Source organism: Corynebacterium gottingense, assembly GCF_007559235.1.
Classification (GTDB): Bacteria; Actinomycetota; Actinomycetes; order Mycobacteriales; family Mycobacteriaceae; genus Corynebacterium; species Corynebacterium gottingense.
This window is the reverse complement of sequence record NZ_VMHH01000006.1, coordinates 130,731-156,978: the sequence shown is the minus strand read 5'-3', so window position 1 is coordinate 156,978 and position 26,248 is coordinate 130,731. Positions and strand designations below refer to the sequence as shown.

The 26,248-nt window shown below is 68.5% G+C and carries 27 protein-coding genes and 1 riboswitch; of the genes, 15 read left to right on the top strand and 12 right to left on the bottom strand.

What is annotated here, in order from left to right:
- Positions 1-2,542: Rib/alpha-like domain-containing protein (locus FPH17_RS08445; protein WP_244288092.1), on the top strand; the 2,542-nt coding region annotated here is incomplete at its 5' end.
- A 77-nt stretch (positions 2,543-2,619) separates the two neighbouring features.
- On the opposite strand, the gene manA is transcribed toward FPH17_RS08445, so the two are convergent.
- The 4 genes from manA to FPH17_RS08425 are packed head-to-tail and all read right to left on the bottom strand — an operon-like array spanning position 2,620 to position 6,908.
- Complete coding sequence (gene manA, locus FPH17_RS08440) at positions 2,620-3,849, bottom strand: mannose-6-phosphate isomerase, class I (RefSeq protein ID WP_154879817.1); 1,230 nt, start codon at positions 3,847-3,849, stop codon at positions 2,620-2,622.
- A 39-nt stretch (positions 3,850-3,888) separates the two neighbouring features.
- Positions 3,889-4,896 carry a hypothetical protein gene (locus FPH17_RS08435; protein ID WP_154879814.1) on the bottom strand — a complete coding sequence of 336 codons (1,008 nt, stop codon included), beginning with the start codon at positions 4,894-4,896 and terminating at the stop codon, positions 3,889-3,891.
- A 35-nt stretch (positions 4,897-4,931) separates the two neighbouring features.
- Positions 4,932-6,302, bottom strand: coding sequence for a phosphomannomutase/phosphoglucomutase (locus FPH17_RS08430; RefSeq protein ID WP_154879812.1), 1,371 nt, complete (start codon positions 6,300-6,302; stop codon positions 4,932-4,934).
- 30 nt (positions 6,303-6,332) lie between these two features.
- Positions 6,333-6,908 (bottom strand): DUF3499 domain-containing protein, encoded by a 576-nt coding sequence (locus tag FPH17_RS08425; RefSeq protein WP_154879810.1) that lies wholly within the window; start codon positions 6,906-6,908, stop codon positions 6,333-6,335.
- Positions 6,909-7,002: 94 nt separating this feature from the next.
- Here FPH17_RS08425 and FPH17_RS08420 point away from each other — a divergent pair, with 94 nt between their 5' ends.
- The gene (locus FPH17_RS08420; protein WP_095279037.1) at positions 7,003-7,503 is read left to right on the top strand and encodes a metallopeptidase family protein; all 501 of its coding nucleotides are present in this window, start codon (positions 7,003-7,005) and stop codon (positions 7,501-7,503) included.
- Positions 7,504-7,530: 27 nt separating this feature from the next.
- Here FPH17_RS08420 and FPH17_RS08415 read toward each other — a convergent pair whose 3' ends face one another.
- The 3 genes from FPH17_RS08415 to FPH17_RS08405 all read right to left on the bottom strand — a co-directional run bounded on the left by FPH17_RS08415 (position 7,531) and on the right by FPH17_RS08405 (position 10,201).
- Complete coding sequence (locus FPH17_RS08415; RefSeq protein ID WP_095279042.1) at positions 7,531-7,779, bottom strand: WhiB family transcriptional regulator; 249 nt, start codon at positions 7,777-7,779, stop codon at positions 7,531-7,533.
- 385 nt (positions 7,780-8,164) lie between these two features.
- Positions 8,165-9,259, bottom strand: a complete 1,095-nt coding sequence (gene manB / locus FPH17_RS08410; protein WP_095279036.1) for a mannose-1-phosphate guanylyltransferase — start codon at positions 9,257-9,259, stop codon at positions 8,165-8,167.
- A gap of 6 nt (positions 9,260-9,265) precedes the next feature.
- Positions 9,266-10,201: a glycosyltransferase family 2 protein gene (locus FPH17_RS08405; protein ID WP_244288091.1), complete on the bottom strand. Its 936-nt coding sequence runs from the start codon at positions 10,199-10,201 to the stop codon at positions 9,266-9,268.
- A 99-nt stretch (positions 10,202-10,300) separates the two neighbouring features.
- On the opposite strand from FPH17_RS08405, the gene FPH17_RS08400 reads away from it, so the two are divergent.
- The 6 genes from FPH17_RS08400 (at position 10,301) to FPH17_RS08375 (ending at position 16,095) form a co-directional block, all read left to right on the top strand.
- Complete coding sequence (locus FPH17_RS08400; protein ID WP_095279034.1) at positions 10,301-11,899, top strand: LCP family protein; 1,599 nt, start codon at positions 10,301-10,303, stop codon at positions 11,897-11,899.
- Between the two features lie 19 nt (positions 11,900-11,918).
- The gene (locus tag FPH17_RS08395; RefSeq protein ID WP_154879806.1) at positions 11,919-12,608 is read left to right on the top strand and encodes a TIGR03089 family protein; all 690 of its coding nucleotides are present in this window, start codon (positions 11,919-11,921) and stop codon (positions 12,606-12,608) included.
- A 103-nt stretch (positions 12,609-12,711) separates the two neighbouring features.
- Complete coding sequence (locus FPH17_RS08390; protein WP_154879804.1) at positions 12,712-13,980, top strand: ABC transporter substrate-binding protein; 1,269 nt, start codon at positions 12,712-12,714, stop codon at positions 13,978-13,980.
- A gap of 87 nt (positions 13,981-14,067) precedes the next feature.
- Positions 14,068-15,051, top strand: a complete 984-nt coding sequence (locus FPH17_RS08385) for a carbohydrate ABC transporter permease (RefSeq protein ID WP_154879802.1) — start codon at positions 14,068-14,070, stop codon at positions 15,049-15,051.
- The gene (locus tag FPH17_RS08380) at positions 15,048-15,869 is read left to right on the top strand and encodes a carbohydrate ABC transporter permease (RefSeq protein WP_095279030.1); all 822 of its coding nucleotides are present in this window, start codon (positions 15,048-15,050) and stop codon (positions 15,867-15,869) included. Before FPH17_RS08385 ends, FPH17_RS08380 begins: the two co-directional genes overlap by 4 nt.
- 1 nt (position 15,870) lies before the next feature.
- A complete protein-coding gene (locus FPH17_RS08375; protein WP_154879800.1) occupies positions 15,871-16,095 on the top strand; it encodes a hypothetical protein in 225 nt (74 codons plus the stop codon).
- Positions 16,096-16,114: 19 nt separating this feature from the next.
- Here FPH17_RS08375 and FPH17_RS08370 read toward each other — a convergent pair whose 3' ends face one another.
- Positions 16,115-17,203, bottom strand: coding sequence for an HNH endonuclease (locus FPH17_RS08370; RefSeq protein WP_154879798.1), 1,089 nt, complete (start codon positions 17,201-17,203; stop codon positions 16,115-16,117).
- 158 nt (positions 17,204-17,361) lie between these two features.
- Here FPH17_RS08370 and FPH17_RS08365 point away from each other — a divergent pair, with 158 nt between their 5' ends.
- From FPH17_RS08365 to FPH17_RS08335, 7 genes are all read left to right on the top strand, one after another.
- Positions 17,362-17,754 (top strand): hypothetical protein, encoded by a 393-nt coding sequence (locus FPH17_RS08365; RefSeq protein ID WP_154879796.1) that lies wholly within the window; start codon positions 17,362-17,364, stop codon positions 17,752-17,754.
- Positions 17,755-17,780: 26 nt separating this feature from the next.
- Positions 17,781-17,877: riboswitch (TPP riboswitch) on the top strand.
- Entirely contained in the window at positions 17,868-19,379 is a 1,512-nt protein-coding gene (locus FPH17_RS08360) for a bifunctional hydroxymethylpyrimidine kinase/phosphomethylpyrimidine kinase (protein WP_154879794.1), read from the top strand. Its footprint overlaps the riboswitch before it by 10 nt.
- The gene (locus FPH17_RS08355) at positions 19,372-20,037 is read left to right on the top strand and encodes a thiamine phosphate synthase (protein WP_154879792.1); all 666 of its coding nucleotides are present in this window, start codon (positions 19,372-19,374) and stop codon (positions 20,035-20,037) included. Before FPH17_RS08360 ends, FPH17_RS08355 begins: the two co-directional genes overlap by 8 nt.
- Entirely contained in the window at positions 20,034-21,149 is a 1,116-nt protein-coding gene (gene thiO / locus FPH17_RS08350; protein WP_154879789.1) for a glycine oxidase ThiO, read from the top strand. The genes FPH17_RS08355 and thiO overlap by 4 nt, the downstream gene beginning before the upstream one ends.
- 9 nt (positions 21,150-21,158) lie before the next feature.
- Positions 21,159-21,356 (top strand): sulfur carrier protein ThiS, encoded by a 198-nt coding sequence (thiS, locus tag FPH17_RS08345; protein ID WP_154879786.1) that lies wholly within the window; start codon positions 21,159-21,161, stop codon positions 21,354-21,356.
- A 2-nt stretch (positions 21,357-21,358) separates the two neighbouring features.
- Complete coding sequence (locus tag FPH17_RS08340) at positions 21,359-22,153, top strand: thiazole synthase (RefSeq protein ID WP_154879784.1); 795 nt, start codon at positions 21,359-21,361, stop codon at positions 22,151-22,153.
- Positions 22,150-23,256 carry a ThiF family adenylyltransferase gene (locus FPH17_RS08335; protein WP_154879781.1) on the top strand — a complete coding sequence of 369 codons (1,107 nt, stop codon included), beginning with the start codon at positions 22,150-22,152 and terminating at the stop codon, positions 23,254-23,256. Before FPH17_RS08340 ends, FPH17_RS08335 begins: the two co-directional genes overlap by 4 nt.
- A 17-nt stretch (positions 23,257-23,273) precedes the next feature.
- Here FPH17_RS08335 and FPH17_RS08330 read toward each other — a convergent pair whose 3' ends face one another.
- The 4 genes from FPH17_RS08330 to FPH17_RS08315 form a co-directional block, all read right to left on the bottom strand.
- Positions 23,274-23,912 carry a DUF305 domain-containing protein gene (locus FPH17_RS08330; RefSeq protein WP_167496798.1) on the bottom strand — a complete coding sequence of 213 codons (639 nt, stop codon included), beginning with the start codon at positions 23,910-23,912 and terminating at the stop codon, positions 23,274-23,276.
- Positions 23,913-24,019: 107 nt separating this feature from the next.
- Complete coding sequence (locus FPH17_RS08325) at positions 24,020-24,511, bottom strand: YdcF family protein (RefSeq protein WP_244288089.1); 492 nt, start codon at positions 24,509-24,511, stop codon at positions 24,020-24,022.
- Positions 24,504-25,013 (bottom strand): 5-(carboxyamino)imidazole ribonucleotide mutase, encoded by a 510-nt coding sequence (gene purE / locus FPH17_RS08320; RefSeq protein WP_095537147.1) that lies wholly within the window; start codon positions 25,011-25,013, stop codon positions 24,504-24,506. Before purE ends, FPH17_RS08325 begins: the two co-directional genes overlap by 8 nt.
- Positions 25,014-25,053: 40 nt before the next feature.
- Positions 25,054-26,214, bottom strand: coding sequence for a 5-(carboxyamino)imidazole ribonucleotide synthase (locus FPH17_RS08315; protein ID WP_154879831.1), 1,161 nt, complete (start codon positions 26,212-26,214; stop codon positions 25,054-25,056).
- Between the last annotated feature and the right edge of the window lie 34 nt (positions 26,215-26,248).

The following is a 26,248-nucleotide window of genomic DNA, read 5'->3' as shown; positions in this document are numbered from 1 at the left end:
ACTACCGAAGGGCATCACTGCGAACTTCAAGGACAATGTCGACACCGGCTCCGTCGGCACCAAGAAGGTGACCGTCGAAGTCACCTACCCCGACGGCACCAGCGAAGAGATCCAGACCGACCTCACCGTCGAGCGCCGCACGGACGCAGAAAAGAACGAACCGACGGTCGACGAGAACTTCGAAATCATCGCTGGCTCCAAGCTGCGCCAGGAACATGCCGAGAAGATCATTGAAAACATCGGCTCCCTGCCCAGCGGCACCACCGCGGACTTCAAGGACAAGGGCGAGGGCTCGCTGAGCACAGAGAACCCGACTCCGAATGACATCGACAAGGATGTCACCATCGTGGTCACCTACCCGGACGGCTCTACCGAGGAGATCGACACCAAGATCACCATCAAGCCGCGCCCGGACAACTGGGACTTCCAGCCGCAGGTCCGCGAAAAGGTCATCACCGCCGGCGATAAGCTCGAAGCTCGCGACGTCATCGAGAACCTTCACGAGCTGCCGCAGGACATTGAGGTCGAGCTCGACGGCGACGTGGACACCTCCACCCCGGGCGCGTACAACCCGCAGGTCGTGGTCACCTACCCGGACGGTTCCCAGGACCGCGTCGGCTCGACCATCATCGTCAATCCGAAGCCGCTGACCAACAAGCAATTCGACCCCAGCTACGGCGACACCGTGCAGCTCACCGCGGGTGAGTCCAAGAGCGCCGAGAACCCATTCGGCGACGAGGCGGCGCCGGAGGGCACGAAGTACGAGGCCAAGTTCCGCTCGGACGCCACCGACTGGACCTTCGACGAGGACAAAGCCAACGAGACGGGCGTCGTCACCGCTCAGGCACCATCCGCCAGGGATCTGGCGCAGGAGTTCGCCCGCGTGACCAAGTACACGCACCTCGACTGGGACACCCTCGCAGCGGTGCTCAAGCCGATGGTCACTACCTCCGTCGAGGTAGACATCGACTATGCCGACGGCTCCTTCGACGCTGCGACCGCAGCATTCGAGCTTGTCGACGCCGACGGCCACTCCCTCCTCGACCCCGAGGCTGACGCCGACGGCGACGGTCACACCAACCGCGACGAGGTAGAGAAGCGCTCCAACCCGTTCGACGAGGAAAGCGTTCCCGTACCGCCGGCAGACTGGAACACCGCCAACGCCAACACCGTCTACCCCGGCGAGGACGTCACCGTTCCCAACAACGGCGGCCGCGTACAGGTGGGCACCACCGTGAAGGTCGACGGCCCGGGCACCGCCGAGATCAACAAGGACGGCGACCTGGTCATCACCGCCAACGAGGACGCCAAGCCTGGCGACAAGATCGTGGCCACGATGACGGACTCGGACGGCAACCAGATCGACATCGTCCAGGTCTCCGTCAAGGAGGACGAGCGCCTGCAGGGCGACAAGACCAACGCCTCCTTCGGCAGCGACCCGTACGTGCTCATCCCGGGCGAGACCAAGGACACGAACCGCCCATTCGGCCCGTTCGGTATCCCGGATGACACCGAGATCACCGTCCAGGTGCCCGCCGACGCCACCGACTGGAAGTTCGAGGGCAACGAGGACGGCACCGTCACCGCCCAGGCACCATCCGCGGCGCAGCTGGCGGCACAGTTCTCCGCGCTGGACAAGGCAACCCAGAAGGACTGGGACAAGCTCGCCGAGGCCCTCGCGCCGGTCGTCGCACCGACCGTGGGCGTGAACTTCACGTTCACCGACGGCTCCAACGACTTCGCCAACGCCCGCTTCGAGCTCACCGACGCCAACGACAAGTCCATCCTCGACCCGGACGCTGACTTCGACGACGACGGCCGCACCAACAAGCAGGAAGTCGACACCGGCACCAACCCGTTCGAGCGCAACTACTTCGAGCCCCACTGGGATGCCACCGAGGGCGAAGGCAGCGCCGAGCCGGGCGGCAAGCTCACCATCCCGAACAAGGGCGGCAAGATTCCGAAGGGCGCGATTGTCGACGTCGCCGGCCCCGGCGACGCCGTCATCGACGACCGCGGCAACCTGGTTGTCGCAGTCGAGGAGCAGGCCATCCCGGGCGACGAGATCATCGCGACCGTGAAGGACGAGCAGGGCGCTGAGATCCAGAGGATCGTCATCATCGTCAACGCGAAGGTGAACAGCAACACCCACACCGAGGTCGGCGAGCCCGGCAAGGACACGTCCCTGAGCTCCAACATTGACCAGGGCAAGTGCTCCGCAGCTGCGATCGGCTTCGGACTCCCGATGCTGGCGATCGTCCCGCTCGCCATCGCCACCCAGGCAGCCATCCCGGGCCTGGCTGGCTTCCGCGAGCAGGTTGCCGTGCAGATCGAGCAGGTGAACTCCCAGATCCAAAACGGCCTGGGCATCATGAACCCGCAGATCGCCAAGCAGGTCTCTGACATTAACGGCCAGCTCCGCCAGTACGGCACGAACGTGGCCACGATCGGCGGCGGCCTGCTGCTCTTCGCCGCAGGCATCGGCGTCACCGCCCTGATCGTTGATAGCTGCAAGCCGGGCGGCCCGACCAGCTCCAACTAGCCACCCAACGACAACGCCGGCCCCGCTCCTCACTCCAGAGGATGCGGGGCCGGCGTGCTTCGTTACTGCAGCAGACGCTACACGCTGGCGAGGAACAGCTCTGCGCCGTCAGCGCCCTCCGCCGTGAACACTACGCGCGCGTCGCTCGCCGGGACCCACGCCGCTTGGCCCGGGCGCAGGGTGAGCTCCTCCCCAGTCGCGCCGCGTCCCACGGCCTCGCCGCTCGTGCACAGCACGATCGCCGGCCCATCCGACTCCACCGCCAGCTCCGCGCCCTCACCCAGGGCGTAACGGCTCAGCCGGAAGTCTTCCATTGGCAGGACAAACTCCTCCCCCACCGCGCCGCCATCCGCCGCGCGGGTCTTCGCCCGCGGGGACTCCAGCGCCTCGAACTTGAGCACGCGCACCAGCTCCGGCACGTCCACGTGCTTCGACGTGAGCCCGCCGCGGAGCACGTTGTCCGAGTTCGCCATAATCTCCACGCCCAGACCCGACTGGTAGGCGTGCAGCTGGCCGGCGTCCAGGTACAGCGCCTCGCCCGGCTCGAGGGTGAAGTAGTTCAGCAACAGCGCCGCGAGGGCGCCGATGTCGCCCGGGTAGGCCGCCGCAAGCTCGAGGAACATGGTGAGCACCTCGACCATCCACGGCTCCACGCCGGCGCCCCCGGCCTCGTCGGGATTTTCCAGGAGGGTGCGGGCGCGGTTGACGGTTTCGTCGATAAGCAAATTGCTCGCCTTGCGCGGCAGCGAGATGAGGGTGGTGAACAGCGCGCGCAGGCTCGCCTCTTCCTCGCTGGGGTCGACCATGCTGGTGTAGCGGTTGAGCAGCGGCGAGCCCAGAACGTCGAGCAGGCGGGCGGTGCGCGCGTACGGGCGGAACCCGGCGAGCGCCTTGAACTGCGTCAGCGCGACGATCAGCTCGGGCTTGTGGTTCGGGTCCTTGTAGTTGCGGCGCGGGTCGTGCAGGTCAATGCCCGCCGCCTCCTCGCTGCGGAACCCCTCGACGGCCTGCGCTTTCGACGGGTGCGCTTGCAGCGACAGCGGCGCGCCCGCCGCCAGCAGCTTGAGCAGGAACGGCAGGTGTTCGTCGAACTTGTCGGCCACGCGCTGCCCAAGCGCCGCGCGGGGATCGTCCGCGATGATCGCGTCCAGGCCGCGGGAGCCGATTGTCGACGGCGCAGCCGGGTGCGCACCGAACCACAGCTCCGCCTCCGGGCTGGGGGCGGGCGACGCGGTGCCGCGCAGGTCAGCGAGCATGGTGCGCGAGCCCCACGGGTAGGTGCGCAGGGCAGGTTCGAGGAGCTCCATCGGTGTCTGTGCCTCGTTTCCTTCGGTGATGAGTGTGGGCTACCCGTCGCTGGGGTCGTCGAGCGCAGTCACGGCGTACGCGCGCGCCAGTAGCCGCAGCACCGTGACGGACTCGCCCAGGTGCTGCGACGCGACCGTCTCAGCGCGGGTGTTGGGCGCGACCGGGGCGTGCGCGTCCGGTTGCGCCCAAAGAACGACCTTTAAGGGTACCAGCTCCACCGGGCCGTCAAGGAATGGATCGTGGAAGATGTCGTCGGCCGGGGCGGGTGCGCCGCCGCGGGCGAGCTCGAGGGCCTGCGGGAGCTCGTCGGCGTCGACGAAGCCACTCGCCAGGCCGCGGCAGGACCACAGGGCGGCCACGAGCTCCGCAAGCGCGAGGCCGTGGCGGGTGGTGCCGGAGTGCACGACGCGCGCGTCGCGGGCAAAGGCGCGCAGCTGGCGGGCGGCGTTGACGTCCTCGGCGCGTTCCGGGGACACGGCGGTCAGCTCGGCGTCCAGCTCGTCCGCGAGCATGCGGAACCGCTCTACCAGCGCCTCCGCCGCCGCGCGGGGGTCGAGCGCGTCGAGCACCGCCGACAGCACCGCGATCGTGCGCGCCGGCGACGGGCCCATCGTGGTGGGCAGGGCCGGGACGACGACGGTTGATGCGGGCGCCTCGTCAACGATCGGGCCGCGGGCGGGCCCCGCCAGCACCGTTTCCGCGCCGCGCTGCGCCGCTGTGAGCAGGGCGCGCACGTCGCGCTCGCGCGCCGCGGCGTCCCCCACCATGACCACGACGTCGAGCGCGCCGACGTAGCCGGGCAGCGTATCCGTCACCACCACCGGCAGCGGGAGCGGTGCGCGCACCTGCGCCACGGCGCGTGCTGCGGCGCGCGCGACCTGGTCGGTCGCCACCACGATCACGCTGCGGGGTTGCATCCCGCGGAGGTTGGCGAGGGACGGCAAAGCGTCGATAATAGCCCTGACCTGCGCCCCCTCGTGGGCGATGTCGAAAAAGCGGACGGTCTCGCGGTCGTAATCGCCGACGCCCTCGTAGTAGTCGCTCATGACCGCGATCTTACGCAGCGCCGGCGCGCACGGGTCTAGGCGCGGATGATTCCCAGGATCTCCTCGACCAATTCCTGGACTTCCTGCTCCGTCTCCGCCTCAACGTTCAGGCGCAGCAGTGGCTCGGTGTTGGACGCGCGCACGTTGAACCACGCCTTCGTGTCCTTGAGCCACACGGTGACGCCGTCGAGGCGGTCGAGCTTGTCGGTGCGCTCCGCAAACGCATCGAGGACGCGCTGGGTGGTCGCGTCCTGGTCGGCCACCTCGGAGTTGATCTCGCCGGAGGCGGCGTAGCGGTTGTACTCGGCCATGAGCTCGCTCAGCGGCGCATCCTGCTCGGCGAGCGCGGCGAGCACGTGCAGCGCGGCGACCAGGCCGGAGTCGGCGTTGAAGAAGTCGGCAAAGTAGTAGTGCGCGGAGTGCTCGCCGCCGAAGCGGGCGCCGGTGCGCGCCATCTCCGCCTTGATGTAGGAGTGCCCGACGCGCGTGCGCACGGCCTCGCCGCCCTGCTCAGCGATGATTTCCGGCACCGCCTGCGAGGTGATCAGGTTGTGGATGATCGTCGCACCCGGGTGCTGCGCCAGCGTGCGGTGCGCGATCAAAGCGCTAATCGACGACGCGCTCACCGGCTCCCCACGCTCGTCCACCACAAAGCAACGGTCCGCGTCGCCGTCGAAGGCCAGGCCGATGTCCGCGCCCTGCTCTACCGTGAACTTCTGCAGGTCCACCAGGTTCTTCGGGTCCAGCGGGTTCGCCTCGTGGTTGGGGAACGTGCCGTCGAGCTCGAAGTAGAGGGGGCGGACGTCCATGTCATCCAGCACAGCGGGCACGGTCAGGCCCGCCATGCCGTTGGCGGCGTCGACGGCCACGACGAGCTTCCGGTCTGTGGGCACCGGCACCAGGTCGCGCAGGAACGTCGCGTAGTCGGCCAGGATGTCCTTCTCGGTCACGGTGCCCGTGGCCACGTCCGTGGCGGGCACGCCCTCGAGCACCATCCGCCCGATCTCGCCCAGTCCGGTATCGGTGGACACCGGGGTGGCGCCGGCGCGGCACAGCTTGATGCCGTTGTACTTGGCCGGGTTGTGCGAGGCGGTGAACATCGCGCCGGCGCACTTGAGCGTGCCGGCGGCGAAGTAGAGCTCGTCGGTGCTGGTCAGGCCCAGCGCAACCACGTCGAGCCCCTGGGAGGTCGCGCCCTCCGCGAAGGCGCCGGCGAGTTCCGGCGAGGAGGGGCGCATGTCGTATCCCACGGCGATGCGGGTCTCGCCCTCGCCGCGCAGGATGTGGGCGAACGCCGCGCCGACGGTGCGGACAAAGTCGGCGTCGATGGTCTCGCCGACCACGCCGCGCACGTCGTACGCCTTGATGACGTTCTTTAACGTTGCTTCAGTGTGTGCAATTGCCATGGCGCCAGTCTAGCGCCGCGCTACACCGTGCTACTCAGTACCGGAGTCCTTGTCCGCGTTTTCGGACGGGTCGGGGACCACGCGCAGGTGCGCGCGCCGCTGCGCCTTATGCGCCGCCAGGTGCGCCTCGATCCGCTTCGTGCGGTGCACCGGGTGGTTGGAGGTGGCGGGGTCGTTGAAGTCGTGGGAGGCCGAGTACTCGATGGGGTCGGCGGAGGTGTCCACAAGGCCGGTGGTCACGCGGCCGGCCTCCCCCGCCTCGCGCACTGCCTCCGCGAGCGCCGTCAGCTCGGACTCGTCGAGGTCGTCCAGGCTGGTGTTCAGGGTGCGGGCAAAGAACGCGGCGTGGGCGGCGTCTTCAGCCGCTTCGGGCTGTTCGGACTCCTTGGGGTCTTCGGTGATGTCCACCTGTTCGACGCGCACCATGTCCCAGCCGACGGGCGCGGTGATGTGCGCGGAATGCCGCTCGCAGAGGTCCCAGGAGTGCGGGTCCTGCTCTGGGGCGAGCGGGCCGACCACTGCCGTGGAATCCGCGTAGGCGTAGATCAAGGTGGCCACGGCGGGGCGGCCACAGCCCGGGCGACAGCAACGACGGAATACACTCACGGCGCACAAGTCTAAACCCCGGCTTGAGGTTTGTGAAGTGCGACGCGGCGCGCCCCGCCGGAATCGCGTGCCCCTCCGCCTAGGATGTGGCCGTATGAGAGGTTCCACTCGGATTGGCGGCACGCCGGAGGATTCGCCGCTCCAGCTGCGCAGTGCGCGCGACCGGCACGGCCGGGGTGCTCGGGGGCCGCTGCTGCCGGTCGGCGTCCCGCGCTACCGCACCCGCTCGACGGCGTTTGACCAGCTGGTGCTCGAGTCTTATGCGCCGCTACACAACGCGTACGCGGTCCAGCTGTCCGGCGTGGACCTCGCCGTTGACACGATCCCCCGGATGCGCCTGCGCGCGGACATGACTGTGTTGCCCGAAGAGATCATCGCCGACGGCCCCGTCCCCCTCGGCCGCGTCCTCCCCGCGGGCGTGGACCGCAACGGGCGTCCGACCCGGGCGCGCCTGGTGGTGTTTCGGCGTCCCGTCGAAAAGCGTGCGCGCACAGCTGAAGAGCAGTCGGAGCTCCTCACCTGGATCCTGACCGCCCTGGTCGCGCAGTACCTCAACCTGGATCCGCGCGACATCGACAACACATTCCCCTGGTAGCCAGGGGCGGGCGCTTGCTTGCGCCCCTTAGCCGATCTGCTTCTTCAGACGGCGACGCTCGCGGTCCGAAAGACCACCCCAAATGCCGAAGCGCTCGTCGTGCTCCAGCGCGTACTCGAGGCACTCGTCGCGCACGGCGCACGCCTTGCAGATCCGCTTCGCCTCACGGGTCGAGCCACCCTTGTCCGGGAAGAAGGCGTCCGGATCGGTTTGCGCGCACAGCGCTTGGTCCTGCCATTCCTTCTCGACAGCGCCAAACAACTCCTCGAGGGTCATGCCACCCGCGACCGCGCCGCGGAGGTGTGCGCTATTCGCCTTATTCGCCGAGTCTTCCACGCTTCCCCCTCCTTCCGTTGTTGTTTTTGTTCTACTCGCTTGCCACGTGAATCCCCCGCCGCTTCGGGCACTACGGCCAGTGCCTGCGGACGGGTCTCCACTAACGACTCACGTCGATGTGATTACGCAAACGATTACACACCGAAGCCCTAAATAGCCGCAACATAAATCACTGATTACTTCGCGCGTCCGGCGCGTTTCCCACGTCATTCGCCACACAAATCACATACGTCACACGCCTCGCCCGGAGGGGGTAAAAGGCGGGGGTACTAGATGTAGTGGGGGTGCTGAAATCTGGGAACTAGTTCGCGGTTTTGGCGTGTCGTTACGCGTCCGGCGAGAAGCGCACACCCGAGTCCGGGATGCTCACGCCCGGCCAAATGCGCATCCCGGCCTGGAGCTCGCAGCGCGCGCCGATCTCCACGCCCTCGCCGATCACGCAGTCGGAGATCCGCGCGTTCGCGCCGATCCGCGCGCCCGACGCGATGATGGAGTTGCGCACGACCGCGCCCGGCTCGATGGTGACGCCGTCGAAGATCACGGAGGCGTCGACACGCGACCCCGCGCCGATCACGCTGCCCCGGCCGACCGCGGTGCCGCCGATAAGAATCACGCCGCCGGACACGCCCGCGGACTCGTCTACAAACGACTCACCCGTCTTGCCCGCCAGCAGCGGCGAGTACGCGATGCCGCGCACCACGTCGGAGGACCCCTCGACAAAGTCGTGCGGGCGGCCCATGTCGCGCCAGTACGAGGAATCGACGTGGCCGACCACCTTCGCCCCCGACTCCAGCAGCCCCGGGAAGGTCTCGCGCTCCACGGAGACCACGCGGCCCGCCGGGATCTGCTCGATCACGCTGCGCTTGAACACGTAGCAGCCGGCATTGATCTGGTCCGTCGGCGGATCCTCCGTCTTCTCCAGGAAGGCCTGCACGTTGCCGTCCTTGTCCGTGGGCACCGAGCCGAACGCGCGCGGGTCAGGCACGCGCACCAGGTGCAGTGTCACGTCCGCGTCGTGCTCGACGTGCGTACCCAGGATCGCGCTCAAGTCCGCGCCGGAGAGGACGTCGCCGTTGAACACCATCGCGTTGTCGTAGCGCAGCTTGTCGGCGACGTTGCGGATCGCGCCGCCGGTGCCAAGCGCCTCTTCCTCCACGACGTACTCGATCTCCAGGCCGAATTCCGAGCCGTCGCCGAAGTACTCCTCAAACACCTCGGCCTTGTAGGAGGTGCCCAGCACCACGTGGTGCATCCCGGCTTCCTTAATACGGGCGAGCAGGTGGCTCAGGAACGGGTGCCCCGCCGTGGGCAGCATCGGCTTCGGCGTCCCAACGGTCAGCGGGCGCAGTCGCGTGCCACGACCGCCAACGAGGATCACCGCATCCGTCTGCTCCGGATGCGCAACAACGTTTTCAACCATCTCTTCTCACTTCGCTTCCGTATGTCGTGTGGCGTTCGCCTTCGCCCGGGTCTGCATCACGCTGCGCAGCTTCAGCCCCGCCCACAGCGCCCATCGCACCGGCGCCTGCCACCAGGCCGGGTGCCTGTCGCGCTGGAACCGGTACGCCGACGCGTGGTGCGCCGGCACCGTCACCAGTGAGAACTTGTCCGCGACGTGGCCTTGATCGTGCAGGATTATCGACGACGGGCAGTACACATTCAGCCACCCAGCGCGCGTCAACCGATCGCCCAGGTCAATGTCCTCGAGGTACATGAAGTAGCGCTCGTCAAAGCCGCCGATCGCCGCGAACGCCTCCCAGCGCACGAGCAGGCACGCGCCCGAAAGCCAGCCCGCTTCGCGCTGCACGTCCATCGTGGAGCCCGCCTTATAGACGGTAGTGAAGGGGTTCGTTGGCCAGACGTCGTAAAGCAAGGCGTGCCCGATGCCCACGGTGAGGCCGGGCACGCGCCTGGCGCTGGGGTACGCGGAGCCGTCGGCCTCCTCGATGCGCGGACCGACCGCACCGGCGCGCGGCGCCCCATCGAGGCAGCGCAGCAGCTCGTCGAGGCTGCCAGGGCGGAACTCCACGTCGGGGTTCACAATAAGAAAGGCATCGGGGTCGATCTCGCCGGAAGCGCGCAGCGGCTCCAGGTGGCGCACCGCCGCGTTGATCGCGGCGCCGTAGCCAATGTTGCCGCCGGTAGGGAAGAATTCCACGTGCTCGTGCGCGCGGGCCGCCGCCTGCGGCGCGCCGTCCGTCGACCCGTTGTCGGCGCACACCAAGCGCACCCTGCGGGCGGTGGCGCGCTCGAGGGAGGCGACCAGCGCGGCCAGGTGCTCGCCCGGCGAATAGGTCACGGTGATGACCGCCAGCGCGGGCTGCGCGTCGGGGCCGCCGTTGAGTCGATCGTCGTTTCTCACAATGCGCTCAGCATACCCACTGGAGCGCCGGATTCCGCGCACGGCGCACGGCGAGGCGCACCGAAAACGCGGATCGCGTCGAGGCATGTCGTATAATGCATGGCCGTGAACGACAACCCTAGGCGCGCCCGCGACATCCAGCCGGCCCCTTCCCGCACGAGGGACCTGAAGCAATCGGGCCACCCGGTGGTGAAGGGGATCCTCGCCGCGTGCTCCGCGGCCGCGCTCGTCGTCTCCGGGGTCGGCTACTTCACCGTGGGCAAGCTGGACAGCCAGCTCAGCGCCTCTGAACTGAACATCGGGAAAAAGCAGCGTAACGACGACAACGAGGCGCTTGACGGCGCCGTCGACATCCTGCTCGTCGGCTCCGACTCGCGCACTGACGCCCAGGGCAATCCGCTGTCCCCCGACGAACTCGCGCGCCTCAACGCGGGCGAGGCGGACGGCGAGATTAATACGGACACGATGATGGTCATCCGCGTCCCCGAGGACGGCTCCCGCGCCACCGCCGTCTCCATCCCGCGCGACACCTACGTACACACCGACGACTACGGCAACATGAAGATTAACGGCGTCTACGGCGCGCACGCGGGTGCGAAGCGAGAGGAGCTGCTTGACGACGGCGAGGCGGAAGGCCCCGAGCTCGAGCAGCAAGTCGCCCGCGCGGGCCAGGAGGGGCTTATCGACGCCGTCGCCGACCTCACCGGCGTCGAGGTCGACCACTTCGCGCAGGTCGGCCTGCTCGGCTTCGTCCTGCTCACCGACGCCGTGGGGGGCGTCGACGTCTGCCTCAACGCCCCGGTGAACGAGCCACTGTCCGGCGCGAACTTCCCCGCCGGCGAGCAAACGCTCGACGGGACGCAGGCGCTCTCGTTCGTCCGCCAGCGCCACGACCTGCCGCGCGGCGACCTGGACCGCATCGTGCGCCAACAGGCGTACATGGCGTCGCTGGTCCAGCGCATCCTGTCCGCCGGCACGCTGACCAACCCGTCGAAGCTGCGCGACCTATCCAACGCAGCGGAGCGCTCCGTCACGCTGGACCGCGGCTGGGACGTAGTCCGCTTCGCGCAGCAGATGTCCGGCCTGGGCGGCGGCAACGTCACCTTCACCACCATCCCGGTGACCTCGGTGAACGGCACCGGCGACTACGGCGAATCCATCATCACGGTCGACCCGCCGCAGGTGCACAAGTTCATGGAGACGGTCGTGGAGCCGCAGGACGAAGCAAACCCTGATCAGGCGGATGATGGCTCGGCGGCGTCGGAAAGCGCGGGCACCGCCGAGGGCTTTGAGAACTACAGTCTCTACGTGCTCAACGCTGGCGCCGGCACCGGGCAGGCGGGCGCGGTGGGCGACTACCTCACCGACGAGGGGATGAACGTCGCCGACGTCTCCAACGCCATGGACGGCGTGTACTGGGAAAGCCAGATCGTCACCGCGGATCCGGCGGACCCGGCCGCCCAGCAGCTCGCCGAACGCCTTGGCAACGTGCCCGTGACCGCCAACGCAAACGTCGAACCGGGCAGCCTCATCGTGGTCATCGCTGCCGACTACGCGGGACCGGCGATGCTCAGCCCCGAGGAGCGCGAGGAGGTCCCGTCCGAAGCGCCCGTCGGCACCCCTGGCGAGGACTTCGGCGCCGCCGAGACCGGCCCGGAGATCACCGCGGGCGGCAACGGCCCCCGCTGCGTGAACTAGCAACCTATGATGGGCGGGCATGAGCATGCTCACCCCCCTCTTGCGTACTGACCCTGCGAGCCCGCGGCTGACCGTCTACGACGAAGCGCGCGGCACCCGCATGGAGTTCTCCGCCCAAACGCTGGACAACTGGGCGAACAAGGTCGCCAACATGCTCGACGAGGAGTTCGAGCTCCCGCCGGCCGCAGATGGCCCCGCCGCCGACGCCATCTGCATCGACCTCCCCGCGTCGTGGCAGTCCGCAGTGATCGCGCTGGGCGCCTACAACTCGTCGCGCGTCCCGCACATCGGACCGTGGGACGGCGAGGCGCCAGAGGTGGTGTTCGTGGGCGTCGATGATGCGGCACGGTGGGCGCACGTTCCGGACTGCGTCGTGGTGTCGGACGACCCCTTCGGGCGCGGCGTCGTCGAAGCGGGCGGCGAGCTCCCCACGGGCACCATCGACTTCGGCCCCACCGTGCGCTTCTATGGCGACCAGTACTTCGGCGCGTCGGCCGACCTCGCCGCGTGGGCCACCCCCGAATTGGGGCCGGAACGGTATTGGGTCCCGGCGTGGACCACCGCAGCGGAGTTCGAGCAGTACGTGCTCGCGCCGCTCGCCGCGGGCGGGTCCGTCGTCGCCGCGACTGGGCTCATCTCCGCAGACAGGCAGCAGGAAATTATGGAGATTGAGAAGGTGGGGCGGCGGTTGGACGTCGATAAGCGATAGCCCGCGCGCACCCCCGTTGGTGGGCAAAAACCAGAAATTTTGCGCGGGAACGGGCACCGGCGGAATACATTGTGAGGGACCAGCGAATACGAAAGGTATTGGTATGAAGCTCACCGCCACCCGCAAGACCGGCGCAGCGCTCTGCGCGATCGCGCTCGCCGCCACCGGGCTCACCGCATGTTCCAACAGCGAATCCGACTCCGAGGCCTCCGGGGGCGCGAGCGGCGCCGCAGCCGAGGGCAACGAGCGCGGCCCCATCACCTTCGCCATGGGGCGCAATGACACGGACAAGCTGATTCCGATCATCGACAAGTGGAACGCCGAACACCCCGACGAGCAGGTCACGCTCTCCGAGCTCGCCGGCGAGGCCGACGACCAGCGCGACACCCTCGTGCAGTCCCTCCAGGCGGGCGGCGATGACTACGACGTCATGGCGCTCGACGTCGTGTGGACCGCCGACTTCGCCGCCAACCAGTGGCTCCAGCCGCTCGAAGGCGACTTCGCCGTCGACACCTCCGGGCTGCTGCCGGCCACCGTCGAATCCGCGACCTACGGCGACAAGCTCGTCGCCCTGCCACAGAACACCAACGGCCAGCTCCTGTTCCGCAACGCCGACGTGATCGAGAAAGCGCCGGACACTTTCGAGGACATCCGCAGCGCCTGCGCCGCCCTCGAGGGCGACACCGACTGCCTGACCACCCAGCTCAAGCAGTACGAGGGCCTGACCGTCAACTCCCTCGGCTTCATCAACGGCTGGGGCGGCGAGGTCCTCGACGATTCCGGCCAGCCCACCGTTGAGTCCGACGAGGCCAAGGCGGGGCTCCAGGCGCTTGTCGACGCCTACGCGGACGGCACCATCTCTCAGTCCTCCACCGCCGCAACGGAGGAGGAAACCAACCTGGCGTTCACCGAGGGCAAGACCGCCTTTGCCATCAACTGGCCGTACATGTACGCCAACGCCGAGGAAGCTGGTCTGAACTTCGAGGTCCAGCCGCTGGTGGGCAAGGACGGCGTCGGCGTGTCCACACTCGGCGGCTACAACAACGGCATCAACGTGAACTCCAAGCACAAGGCAACTGCGCTGGACTTCATCCAGTTCATCATCAGCGAGGAAAACCAGCTCTCGCTCGCCGAGAACTCCTTCCCGCCGGTGCTGGCCTCCATCTACGACGACGCCGAGCTGGTCAAGGAGCACCCGTACCTGCCGGCGCTGAAGGAGTCCCTGGAGAACGCGAAGCCGCGCCCGGTCTCCCCGTTCTACCCGGCGATCTCCAAGGCCATCCAGGACAACGCGTACGCCGCGCTGACCTCCGGAAAGAGCGTTGACGACGCGACGAAGGACATGGCCAGCGCCATCCAGCAGGCCTCCTAGTAGCCCACGCATCACGCCCGCCACCGTTTACACTGCGGTCGCGGGCGTTTTGCCCGCTTACGCACCAAAAGAAATGGAGTGTGGTGTATGACAACCGCTTCCCCCAAACGGCGAAGGCACCGCAGCGACGCCGGCAAGGCCGCCGCGCTCGTCGCCCCGGCGCTCGCCGTGCTGGCCGTCGTGATCGGCTACCCGATCGTGCGCGCCATCTGGCTCTCGTTCCAGTCCGACAAACACCTCGACCCCGCCACCGGCTTGTTCACCGAGGGCGGCTTCGCGGGCGTCGAGCACTACCTGTACTGGCTGACCAACCGGTGCATGACCGCATCCGGCGAGGTCGGCGCGTGTCCGGCGGGTGTGCTGGCGACCGACTTCTGGCCGTCGGTAAGCGTGACCCTCTTCTTCACCGTCGTGACGGTCGCGCTTGAGACGGTGCTGGGCATCGGCATGGCGCTCGTGATGAACCACCCGTCGCGCGTCCGCTCCCTCATCCGCGCCGCCGTGCTCATCCCGTGGGCCATCCCCACCGCCGTGACGGCGAAGCTGTGGCAGTTCATGTTCGCGCCCAGCGGCATCGTCAACTCGCTGCTCGGCCACAACATCGCCTGGACCACCGACCCATGGACCGCGCGCTTCGCCGTCATCATCGCCGACGTGTGGAAGACCACCCCGTTCATGGCGCTGCTCATCCTCGCCGGCCTCCAGATGATCCCGCGAGACGTCTACGAGGCAGCGCGTGTCGACGGCGCGTCGTCCCTTCAAACATTCACCCGCATCACCCTGCCGCTGGTGCGCCCCGCGCTCATGGTCGCCATCCTGTTCCGCACGCTCGACGCGCTGCGCATGTACGACCTGCCCGTCATCATGATCTCCGGGTCCTCCAACTCCCCCACCGCGACGATCTCCCAGCTCGTGGTCGAGGACATGCGCCAAGGCAACTTCAACAGCGCCTCCGCCCTGTCCACGCTCATCTTCCTGCTCATCTTCGCCGTCGCATTCGTCATGATCCGGTTCCTGGGCGCTGATGTGGGTGGCAGGCAGGCGTCGAAAAGCATGAAAGGCACGCGATGAAAAAGTTCTGGCACTACGCAGGCGTCATCTTCATCATGTTCTGGGGGCTCGCTCCCTTCTACTGGATGCTCGTGACCGCGCTGCGCGACCAAGCGCACACCTTCGACACCACCCCGTGGCCGACGCACGTGACGCTGGACAACTTCCGCGACGCGCTCGCCACCGACAAGGGCAACGACTTTCTCGGGGCGATCGGCAACTCGCTGCTCATCTCGCTAACCACCACAGCGCTCGCCGTGCTCGTCGGCGTGTTCACCGCGTACGCGCTCGCGCGACTCGACTTCCCCGGCAAAGGGATCGTCACCGGCATCATCCTCGCCGCGTCGATGTTCCCGGGGATCGCGCTGGTCACGCCGCTGTTCCAGCTGTTTGGCGACCTCGGGTGGATCGGCACCTACCGCGCGATGATCATCCCGAACATCTCGTTCGCGCTGCCGCTGACCGTGTACACGCTCATCTCGTTCTTCCAGCAGCTGCCTTGGGAGCTCGAGGAGGCGGCGCGCGTCGACGGCGCAACCCGCGGCCAGGCGTTCCGCCTCGTGCTGCTGCCGCTGGCCGCGCCCGCGATCTTCACCACCGCCATCATCGCGTTCATCACCACGTGGAACGAATTCATGCTGGCCAGGCAGCTGTCCAACACCTCGACGGAGCCGGTGACGGTGGCGATCGCGCGCTTCTCCGGGCCGAGCGCGTTTGAGTACCCGTACGCGGCGATCATGGCGGCGGGGTCGCTGGTGACCGTGCCGCTGATCATCATGGTGCTGATCTTCCAGCGGCGCATCGTCGCAGGCCTCACCGCCGGCGGCGTGAAGGGCTAGCATGGACCAGCGCACAGACCTGATGTGGCAGGCGATCGTCGGGTTCGTCGGCTTCTTCGTCCTCCTCGCCCTCGTGCAAGGGCTGGTCAACGTGTTCCGCGACCAACCCGCGATCTGGCCCGGCCTGCTCGCCGGCGCGCTCGCGCTCGCCGAGTGGTGGCTCGTTCGCCGCTGGCTGGCGTGGCGCAGCTCAGCGCTTGACGACGACACCCAGACACCCCAATAGGCGCCAGGGGTGACTGGCGCTACCTGGTTGCTGGGGTGTGGGCGAGGCGTTGTTCGCGTCTGTCGGGGTCGGCGTGATCGACCCCGCCGGGTATTCGATACCCGGTCGGGCTCTGCCAGGTGACGCGCCCGCGGTGCCTGCCCATCCGGCCGCGTCCTGGCCTGCCGTTTTGCCGATTATGGTAGGTGCACAACCAGCACAGGTTCCCAATCTCCGTCCCACCCCCGCTGGCCCACTCGGTGAGATGGTGCGCCTCGGAGACATCCGCCGGCTGGTGGCAATCCGCCCAGGCGCACGTCGGCCCGTCCGCACTCATCAACAGCCGCAGCTCCCGAGTCGCCCGCCTCGGGTTGGCCGGGTCATCCCCAGCAAGGGTAGTCGCATACAGGTTGACCGGCCCGTCAGTCGGCGAGATCAGCGCGATATAGCCCGCCTTGTTGAGCTTCCGGTTGACCAACTCGGCACCGTCAAGCCACTCGCCGTTGGTCAGCTGCACCTGGATCTCGGCGGTGTCGTTGGGGTGGGTGCGCCAGGTGGCGAACTCGCCGATGTCCATGTTGAGCACCGTGGTGATCGCAGGTGCGGCCACACGGGTGGTGGCATCACCGGTCAGCCAGGCTGCCGGGTCGGGGTGTGCTGCGTGGTAGGCGGCGAGCACGTCGCTGGTACGCCCCGTTACGTGCAGGGTGGAGAGGCCCTTGTCGTGGTAGGTGATGTGTGCTTTCGGTGCCCGCGGTGGAGGTGGGGCGAGTTGCTTTTTCAGTTTCTTCGCCGCGCGCATGATGGTGCGTAAATCACCGTCGGCCTCGCACAGGGCGCGGCGGTACTTCCAGCGATCCGCATCCTTGGTCAGGCTGCGCGACGAGCGGGCGATAAAAGCGAGGGTGTCGATCCGGTGGCCGCGGCTGCGTGCGGCGTCGACGCAGGCGGTCTGCGCCCGGCGGTTGCGTACCGGGGCGAAGAAGACCTCGGCGGCGGTGGTGAGTTGGGCGGCGCGGTCGGGGTCCATGCCGCGGGAGATCAGCGTCTCGGCGCTTGACGACGCGGCCGCGGCAACAAGGTCGATGCCGCGGCTGTCGAGGGTGATCAGGTCGTCGAGAAGCGTCATGCCACACAGCATAAACTTTTCTGACCTGCGGTTTCAATGGTTTGTGAGAAGGATTCCACTTTCGGCCAACCAGGGAACCGGCGGGGTGTTTTCAACGTCTAATAAGGTTTCGGGGTTTCAAGGCAGCGCGCGCACAGGAAAGTGCTACAACTGATGCTATGAAACGAGCAACCAGGGCGTTTATCGCCGCAGCAACTTCCACCGCCATGATCGCCGCCGCGCAGCCGGCCCTCGCACAGGAGGGCGCCGGCGAGATGGGCGTGACCGTCAACGGCGAGCCGGTGAGCGTGGAGCAGGGCGAGGGCGACGAGGTCGTCGTCAACGTCGACGTCGCCGCCGACGGCACCGCCGATTCCGGCGAGCAAGCGCAGCAAGAGCAGCCGGCCGCGGAGGAAACCCAGGACACCGACGTCACCGTGGGCAAGGAGCTCGACGTCGCCGCGATGCTGCTCGGTCTCGTCGCGCTCGTCGCTGCGCTGGCCGTCGGCTGGCTGTACTTCGCCGCGCCGGTCCTGGGCATCGAGCTGCCCACGTTCAACCTGCCGTTCTAGCGGCGCGGGGGCTGTGCTAGCGTCGCCAGTGTGACACGGGGTGCCCCGAGCGAGGGGCTGAGATCAGACCCGTCGAACCTGCACTAGCTCGAACTAGCGAAGGGATTGTCCCCATGCACGCTGCGCCCGCACTGCCCCGCATCCTCACTATTGCCGGCACCGATCCGACCGGCGGCGCCGGAGTCCAGGCCGACATCAAGTCGATCCAGGCCGCCGGCGGGTACTCATATAGCGTCGTGACCTCGCTGGTCGCGCAGAACACCACCGGCGTGCAGGAGATTTTCGCCCCGCCGGTCGAGTTCCTGCGCACGCAGCTGCGCTCCGTCGCGGACGACGTGGACATCGACGCGATCAAGATCGGCATGCTGGGCACCACCGAGATCATTGATGTGGTGCGCGACTTTCTCACCGCGCACGCGCAAACGTGCAGGGTGGTGCTGGATCCGGTGATGGTGGCGTCGTCAAGCGATAGGCTGCTTACGCGCGATGCTGAAGCGGCGCTGCGCGAGCTGGCGCGGCTCGCCGACGTGATCACCCCGAACCTGCCTGAGCTGGCCGTGCTTGCCGGCGCGGAGCCCGCCGCCGACTTCGACGCGGCGATCGCGCAGGCGCAGGGGCTGGCGCGCGAGCTGGGCACGACCGTCATTGTCAAGGGCGGCCACCTAGGCGGCGCGCACGCGGATAACGCCGTGGTCACCGCCGATGGCGTGCACCGCGTGCCCGTGCAGCGCGTGGACACGAAGAATACGCACGGCACCGGCTGTTCGTTCTCCTCGGCGCTGGCCACGCGACTGGGAGCCGGCTTTGACACCCCGGCGGCGACCGAGTGGGCGTCGCGCTGGCTGCACGAGGCGATCGCGCACGCCGATGCGCTCGCCGTCGGCCGCGGGCACGGCCCCGTCGACCATGGGCACATGAACCGTCGCATGCAGCGCGCGGCTGATACGCGCCCCGAGCACTTTTTGCTTATCGACGCCCCACCAACCCCTCCCCTCGCCGCACCGGCAGGCCCCTACACCCAGGCGCTGTGGGACGCCTCGGCGCCGTACCTCACCGCCATCATGGAGCTGCCGTTCATCCGCGCGCTCGGCGACGGCACCCTGGACCGCGCCGGCTTCCTCTTCTACCTCGAGCAGGACGCGTACTACCTGGTGAGGTACGCGCGCTCCCTGCACGCGCTCGGCGGGGCGTGGGCTTCGGATGCCGACGAGGCGATCGCCGACGAGCAAGAGATGCAGCGCACGTGGCTCGCCGACCTGGACCGCGAGACGCTGCCGTCGCCGGTCACGCGTGCGTACACCGACTTCCTGCTGGCCTCCACGCTCGGCGAGCCCGCGGCGATTGGACAGGCCGCGGTGCTGCCCTGCTACTGGCTGTACTACGAGGTCGGCGCGCGCCTTGCCGAGCGCAACCACGACGCGCACCCGTACCGCGACTGGCTGGCCACCTACGCCGGCGACGAGTTCCTCGCGTCGGTGCGCGGCGCAATCGACCGCTGCGAGCGCACACTTGCGGACGCCCCGGACGCGCTCGACGCCGCGGTGCGCGCCTGCGCCGTCGCCTCGCGCTACGAGCTCGACTTCTTCGACCAGGCCGACCGCGCGTGGGTGATCCGCGATGTCTAGACCGCTCGACCTGCGCTGCTACTTCGTCACCGGGCAGCCGGCCGAGGAGGTCCCGCGCATCGCCGCGCTAGCGGCCGCGGGTGGCGCGGGCGTGATCCAGGTGCGCAGCAAGCCCATCGAAGAGTCCACGCTCGAGTCGCTGGCCTGCGCGGTCGCCGACGCCGTCGCTCAAGCCAACCCCGCCACGCGCGTGCTTATCGACGACAACGTCCACCTCGCCGCCCGCCTCATGCCCACCCACCACATCCACGGCGCACACATCGGCCAGGACGACATGGACCCGCGCGACGCCCGCGCGCTGCTGGGCCCCGACGCCATCATCGGCCTGACCACTGGGACCCTCGACCTGGTGCAGGAGGCCAACGAGTACGCAGGCGTGATCGACTACATCGGCGCGGGCCCGTTCCGCCCCACGCCCACGAAGGACTCGGGCCGCGCCCCGATCGGGCTTGACGGGTACCCGGCGCTCGTGGAGGCGTCGCGGCTGCCGGTGGTGGCAATCGGCGATGTGCATGCCTCCGACGCCGCCGACCTCGCCGCCACCGGTGTGGCCGGCGTGGCGATCGTGCGCGGCTTCATGCGCGCCGACGACCCGCGGGCGATGGCGGCGGGCATCGCGGCCGACTTCGACCGCGTGGCTGCGGGCGGTGCGCTGTGACCACCTACGAGCACGTCATCGTCGGCGCCGGCATCATCGGCCTGACCACCGCCTTCGAGCTGGTGCGGCGCGACGTGGACCCGCAGCGCATCGCGCTCGTGGACCCGGCGCCCGCCAGCGGGGCGACCAACGTGGCCGGCGGCATGCTCGCCCCGGCCGCCGAGGTGCAGTACCGCCAGGAGCCGCTGTACCCGCTCATGCTGCAGTCGGCGGAGCTGTATCCGTCGCTGGTAAAGGACCTCGTGGCGGCCATCCCCGGCACCGACGTGGGGTACCGCACCGAGTCGACGTTCGTCGTTGCCGCCGACCGCGCCGACGCCACGCACCTGCGCGAGCTGACCGAGCACCAGCACACGCACGGGATGGACGTCGACAGGCTGACGCTGCGCCAGGCCCGCTCGCAGGAGCCGGGCCTTAGTCCGCAGCTCGCGGGCGTGGTGGAGATCCCCGGCGACCACCAGGTCAACCCGCGGATGTTCGCCGCTGCCCTGCTGCGCGTGCTGGAGTACAGGGGCGTCACGCTGATTCGCGAGGAGGCGACCGCGCTGTTGTGGGAGGGGTCGGCGTGTGTGGGGGTTGAGGTGGGCGTCGAGAAGCGAAAAGTGCTCGGCGCGACGACCTACGTGTGCAACGGGCTTGGGGCGCGCGCACTCGGCTTGCCGCTGAACCTGCGGCCGGTGCGCGGCGACATGCTGCGGCTCGGGGCCGCCAACGCGCCGGTGGGCCGCGTGATCCGCGCGTTTGTGGAGGATCGGCCGGTCTACATCATTCCGCGCACCGACGGCACGATCGCCGTGGGCGCGACCAGCCGCGAAGACGCGCGCGAGCGGCCCGCCGTCGACGGGGTGTACACGCTGCTGCGCGACGCGATCCGCATCGTGCCCGGGCTCGAGGACTGCGAACTCATCGAGGCGCTCGTGGGCAACCGCCCCGGCACGCCCGACGACCTGCCGTACCTGGGGCTCGGCGGCGAGAACCTCGTCGTGTCCACCGGCTACTTCCGGCACGGCATTCTGCTGGCGGCGCTCGGCGCGCGCGTCGGCGCTGACCTTGGGCTTCGGCGCACCACGGCGGTGGACATCGCCGCGTGCGACCCCGCCCGCCACGAGTAAAGGAGCATCATGCGCATTACTGTCAACGATCAACCCCGCACCTTCGACGCCGCGCCCACCGTCGCGCAGCTCGTCGAGGAGGTGGTGGGCCGTTCCGAGGGGGTCGCCGTGGCCGTCAACGGCAAGGTGGTGCCCGCGAGCCAGTGGGGCCTCATGCTTAACGACGCCGACGTGGCCGACATCCTCACCGCCGTCCAAGGAGGCTAACCGTGCTGCAGATCGCGGAGAAGGCATTCGACTCGCACCTAATCATGGGCACGGGCGGCGCGACGAGCCAGCAGCTGCTGGAAGACGCGCTCGTGGCCAGTGGGACGCAGTTGACTACGGTGGCGATGCGTCGGCACACGGCGCGCGCGGACGGCGGCGGCGAGAGCGTCTTCGACATGCTCACCCGCCTGGGGATCGACCCGCTGCCGAATACTGCGGGCTGCCGCACGGCGCGCGACGCGGTGCTCACCGCGCAGCTGGCGCGCGAGGCGCTCGGCACGAACTGGGTGAAGGTGGAGGTCATCGCCGACGATCACACGCTCCTGCCCGATGTGGTCGAGCTCGTCGACGCCTGCGAACTCCTCGTCGCCGACGGCTTCACCGTCCTCGCGTATACCTCCGACGACCCCGTGGTGGCGGCGCGCCTCGAGCAGGTCGGCGTCCACGCGGTCATGCCGCTGGGCTCCCCGATCGGCACCGGGCTCGGCATCCTCAACCCGCATAACATCGAGCTGATCTGCTCGCGCGCGCAAGTGCCAGTGCTTCTCGACGCCGGCGTGGGCACCGCCTCCGACGCCGCACTCGCCATGGAACTCGGCTGCGACGGGGTGCTGCTGGCCAGTGCCGTGAACCGCTGCCAGGACCCGGTCGCCATGGCGCAGGCAATGCGCCACGCGGTGGAGGCGGGGCGCCTGGCGCGGGGCGCGGGCCGGATTCCGCGGCGGACGCATGCGGAGGGCGCGGTGGCGTCGTCAAGCTTTGCGGGCCTGGCGAGCTGGGAGGACCAGGTGCTATGAGCCTCCCCCACGCTGAGCTGCGCCGCACCGCGCGCCAGACGCTGCTTCCGGGCTTCGGCCTGGCGGGCCAAGAGGCGCTCAACCGCGCGCACGTGCTGGTCATCGGCGCGGGCGGGCTCGGGTGTCCGGTGATGCAGTCGCTGGTGGCGACGGGCGTCGGCACGATCACGGTCATCGACGACGACGTCGTGGACGACACCAACATCCACCGCCAAATCCTGTTCAGCGCCGCCGATGTCGGCCGGCCCAAAGTCGAGGTAGCGGCCGAGCAGCTGCGCAGGCACCGCGACGACGTGCGCATCAACGCCCTGAACGAACGACTCGACGCGTCCAACGCCGCCGAGTATTTCCGCGACGTGGACCTGGTCATCGACGGCTCCGACACGTTCACCACGAAGTTCCTCGCAGCCGACGCCGCCGAACTCACCGGCACCCCGCTGGTGTGGGGCTCGGTGCTGCGCTTCCACGGCGAGGTCGCGGTCTGGCACTCCGGCCCGGACATGCGCGGCGTGGGCCTGCGCGACCTCTACCCCACCCACCCGGCGCCCGAGGACACCCCGGACTGCGCCACCGCGGGCGTGCTCGGTGTGACCACCTCCGTCGTCGGCGGGCTCATGGCCACCGAGGCCGTCAAGCTCCTCGCCGGGATGGACGAGGCGGAGATCGGCGTGCTCACCGTCTACGAAGCGCTCGCCGGCATCCTCAAGCGCTTCCAGGTCGCGGCCGACCCGGAGCGCGAGCTGGTGACGAGCCTGGACGCCCACGCCGCGCCGGCCGCCTCGTGCGCGGTGCCACAGCACGGCGACGGCGAGAAGGCGCGGCTACTCGCGCAGATCGCGGACGGCGAAGCGACCGCGCTCGACGTGCGCGAACTCGGCGAGAAGGCGATCAAGGACCTGCCGCAGGAATCCGCGCACCTGCCCACGTCCGCGTGGCGCGAGGACCCGGACGCGGCGATCGCGCTGCTCGACGAGCTGCGCGGTGCGGGAGACGTCGTGGTGTACTGCGCCTCCGGGAAGCGGTCCGCGGACTTTGTGGAGCGCTTCGGCGAGGCCGCCGCGGAGCGCGGAGTCACGCTGCGCAGCCTGCCGGGCGGGCTCTAGCCGCTTCGCCGTGCTGGTTACTCAGTCAGGGTGCTTTCGCCCCTGGCTTCGAGGAGCTGTTCCATCTCGTCCATCTCGGCGGTTTGGACGTCGAGCATTTGCTGGGCCAGGTCCACGAGGGGCTGGTAGCCGCCGTTGTCGATCTGGTCTTGGGTCATGGCAACGGCCCCCTCGTGGTGGGAGTGCATCAGCTGGAGGAACAGGGTGTCTGCATCCTCGCCCTCAAGTGTTTTCAGCTGCTCCATCTGTTCCGGCGTAATCATGCCGTTGGCAATATGCGGTGCATGCTGTGCCATCAGGTCGTCTTGGCCCCATTGCTCAGCCCAGTCGACCATGGTGTCGATCTCTTCCTCTTGCCCGACTTTAATCCGTTCAGCTAAGTCCGCTGTGGCTTCGCTGGTGCCGTCGGCGGCCAGGATGATGTCGCTCATATCCACGGCTTGTTGGTGGTGCGGTGTCATCATCCCGAGAAAATGCAGGTCCACCCCGTTGACTTCTGCGGGCTGATCGGCCCCGGCTGTCACCTCGATACCGTCCTTGTCGGTCTGCGGGGTGGTGGCCTCCTCGCCTTGACTTGCGCATGAGACGGCACCGGCCCCCAGCAGTGCAATGGCAGCCAAGCCGATGATGCGTCGTCGTAGTGGTGTGCGTGTCATGAAAGGGCCCTCCTCAGACCGAAGTATCTGCGCCATACCCAGGATGGGTATACCCCCTAAGGGTATCGCAGAGCGCTCACACCACAACGAAGGGGCCAGCGCTCGCCCTATCTAGGTGGGATGCCCAGGGTGTGCGCGAGGCGTCGCCAAGCAACGCGCGCGGCGGAGTGCGGCAGCGCGACGACCTCGCGGGCATAGTTCTTCGCCCGCGAGCGCCGCGGGGTGCGCGCCGGCACCATCTCCACCGGAATGCCCAGGTGCCAGGCCCACACGCGCGTGCGGCGGACGTGGAAGTTGCTGGTCACCACGATCAGGCGCGACGCGCGCGGGAAGAGCGCGCGGGAGTTCTCCAGGTTCTCGTTCGTCGACGTCGCGTGAGGCTCCTCGACGATCAGTTCGCGGGGTACGCCTCGCTCGGCGAGCCAGCGCGCCATCACGCCCGACTCGCCGCGGCCGGTGACGACGATGGTGCGCTCTACCCCGGCGCGCGCGTCGGTGCGCCAGCGCACGAGTGCGGCCACGAGCCGGCGGGTCAGCATGCGGGAGGGGCGACCGTCGACAATGCGCGCCCCGAGCACCACGATGGGACTGCTATTCACCCAGCAACCGGCTGCGCAGCGCCTCGTCCTTCTTCTCCACGGCGGCGGCCATGTCCTCCTGGTAGCGCACCATCTTCGCCTGCAGCTCGGCATCGGCCGCGCCGAGGATGCGAGCGGCGAGCAGGCCGGCGTTCTTCGCCCCGCCGATGGAGACGGTGGCCACGGGCACGCCCGCCGGCATCTGCACGATGGACAGCAGCGAATCCATGCCGTCGAGCGTGTCCAGCGCGCGCGGGATGCCAATGACCGGCAGCGGCGTTGCGGCCGCAACCATGCCGGGCAGGTGGGCGGCGCCGCCAGCGCAGGCGATAATCGCGCGCAGGCCCCGCTCGTGCGCCGACTTCGCGTACGCGAGCATCTTGTCGGGCGTTCGGTGCGCGGACACCACGCCAACTTCGAAGGGCACGCCGAACTCGGCGAGCACCTCGGCGGCGGGTTGGACGGTGTCCCAGTCGGAATCGGAGCCCATGATCAGGCCAACGAGGGGTTGCTGTGCGGTCATCGGTTCAACCTTTCTTGTTGCAGCGCTTTTCGACGCCAGCCTACGTCCAGCTCGCCGTCACCAGGAACTGTGCGGCGTGCTCGGCGAGCTTGCGCGTGGACACCACGTCGTAGCCGGTGACGTTGACGTGCCCGATCTTGCGGCCCGGGCGCCAGTCCTTGCCGTAGAGGTGGACCTTCGCCTCCGGGTAGCGCAGCATGACCTCCTTGACGCGACGCTCCATCGGCATCTCCGGATCTTCCTTGCCGCCGAGCACGTTGACCATGACGGTGACGGGGGCGACCATTTCGGTCTCGCCGAGCGGCCAGTCGAGCACGGCGCGCATGTGTTGCTCAAACTGGGAGGTCAGGCAGCCATCCTGCGTCCAGTGGCCCGTGTTGTGGGGGCGCATGGCCAGCTCGTTGACGGACACGGCGGTGCCGGTCTTCGTCTCGTACTCGAACAGTTCCACCGCCATCACACCGGTGACGTCGAGCTTGCGGGCGATGAGTTTGGCCAGGTTCTGGCACTCGCGCGCCAGCTGCGTCGACAGGTCCGGGGCCGGGGCGATCGCGACGTGGCAGATGCCGTCGGTCTGGCGCGACTCCACGACCGGCCACACGCGCATCTCGCCGGAGCGGGTGCGCGCTACCATGGCGGACAGCTCGCGGACAAAGTCGACCTTCTCCTCGGCGTAGAGCACGATGTCTTGGTCGAGCATGTCGCCCACCAGCTCCACGAATTCATCGAGCGAGTCAGGGAACCACACGCCCTTGCCGTCGTAGCCGCCGCGGGTGGTCTTCAGGCACACGCGGTGCTCGTGGCGCTCCCAGAATGACTTCGCCGCATCCACCGAGTCGATCGGCGCGTAGTCAGGCACCGGCACACCGAGCGATTCCAGCTTGCGGCGCTGCTCCAGCTTGTCCTGGGCGTAGATGAGGGCTTCGGGGCGTGGTTCGACGGCCACGTTGGCGTCGATAAGCTGCTCCAAATGCTCGTTGGGCACATGCTCATGGTCGAAGGTGACCGCGGCCGCACCGTGCGCGACCTCCTTGAGGTCCTCCAGGTTGGTGTAATCGCCGATGCGCACATCACCGAAGACCTGCGCCGCCGACGAATCCTCACTTCCCGCGAGGAGGCGCGTGCGCAGGCCGAGCTCGATGGCCTCGGTGTGCATCATGCGGGCGAGTTGGCCGTCACCGACGACCACGACAGTTGGCATTTGTTGTGCGTCCTTCACGCACTTCACCTTACCC

Bases quoted from the DNA above. Each gene is read 5' to 3' on its own strand.
- FPH17_RS08430 (WP_154879812.1), bottom strand. From the start codon at position 6,302: ATGGCAATTGCACACACTGAAGCAACGTTAAAGAACGTCATCAAGGCG.
- FPH17_RS08400 (WP_095279034.1), top strand. From the start codon at position 10,301: ATGGCCGTGAACGACAACCCTAGGCGCGCCCGCGACATCCAGCCGGCC.
- FPH17_RS08355 (WP_154879792.1), top strand. From the start codon at position 19,372: ATGTCTAGACCGCTCGACCTGCGCTGCTACTTCGTCACCGGGCAGCCG.
- FPH17_RS08335 (WP_154879781.1), top strand. From the start codon at position 22,150: ATGAGCCTCCCCCACGCTGAGCTGCGCCGCACCGCGCGCCAGACGCTG.
- purE (WP_095537147.1), bottom strand. From the start codon at position 25,013: ATGACCGCACAGCAACCCCTCGTTGGCCTGATCATGGGCTCCGATTCC.
- manB (WP_095279036.1), bottom strand. From the start codon at position 9,259: ATGGTTGAAAACGTTGTTGCGCATCCGGAGCAGACGGATGCGGTGATC.
- FPH17_RS08390 (WP_154879804.1), top strand. From the start codon at position 12,712: ATGAAGCTCACCGCCACCCGCAAGACCGGCGCAGCGCTCTGCGCGATC.
- FPH17_RS08420 (WP_095279037.1), top strand. From the start codon at position 7,003: ATGAGAGGTTCCACTCGGATTGGCGGCACGCCGGAGGATTCGCCGCTC.
- FPH17_RS08415 (WP_095279042.1), bottom strand. From the start codon at position 7,779: ATGACCCTCGAGGAGTTGTTTGGCGCTGTCGAGAAGGAATGGCAGGAC.
- thiS (WP_154879786.1), top strand. From the start codon at position 21,159: ATGCGCATTACTGTCAACGATCAACCCCGCACCTTCGACGCCGCGCCC.
- FPH17_RS08375 (WP_154879800.1), top strand. From the start codon at position 15,871: ATGGACCAGCGCACAGACCTGATGTGGCAGGCGATCGTCGGGTTCGTC.
- FPH17_RS08330 (WP_167496798.1), bottom strand. From the start codon at position 23,912: ATGACACGCACACCACTACGACGACGCATCATCGGCTTGGCTGCCATT.
- FPH17_RS08315 (WP_154879831.1), bottom strand. From the start codon at position 26,214: ATGCCAACTGTCGTGGTCGTCGGTGACGGCCAACTCGCCCGCATGATG.
- FPH17_RS08435 (WP_154879814.1), bottom strand. From the start codon at position 4,896: ATGAGCGACTACTACGAGGGCGTCGGCGATTACGACCGCGAGACCGTC.
- FPH17_RS08395 (WP_154879806.1), top strand. From the start codon at position 11,919: ATGAGCATGCTCACCCCCCTCTTGCGTACTGACCCTGCGAGCCCGCGG.
- FPH17_RS08370 (WP_154879798.1), bottom strand. From the start codon at position 17,203: ATGACGCTTCTCGACGACCTGATCACCCTCGACAGCCGCGGCATCGAC.
- manA (WP_154879817.1), bottom strand. From the start codon at position 3,849: ATGGAGCTCCTCGAACCTGCCCTGCGCACCTACCCGTGGGGCTCGCGC.
- FPH17_RS08380 (WP_095279030.1), top strand. From the start codon at position 15,048: ATGAAAAAGTTCTGGCACTACGCAGGCGTCATCTTCATCATGTTCTGG.
- FPH17_RS08385 (WP_154879802.1), top strand. From the start codon at position 14,068: ATGACAACCGCTTCCCCCAAACGGCGAAGGCACCGCAGCGACGCCGGC.
- FPH17_RS08360 (WP_154879794.1), top strand. From the start codon at position 17,868: ATGCACGCTGCGCCCGCACTGCCCCGCATCCTCACTATTGCCGGCACC.
- FPH17_RS08365 (WP_154879796.1), top strand. From the start codon at position 17,362: ATGAAACGAGCAACCAGGGCGTTTATCGCCGCAGCAACTTCCACCGCC.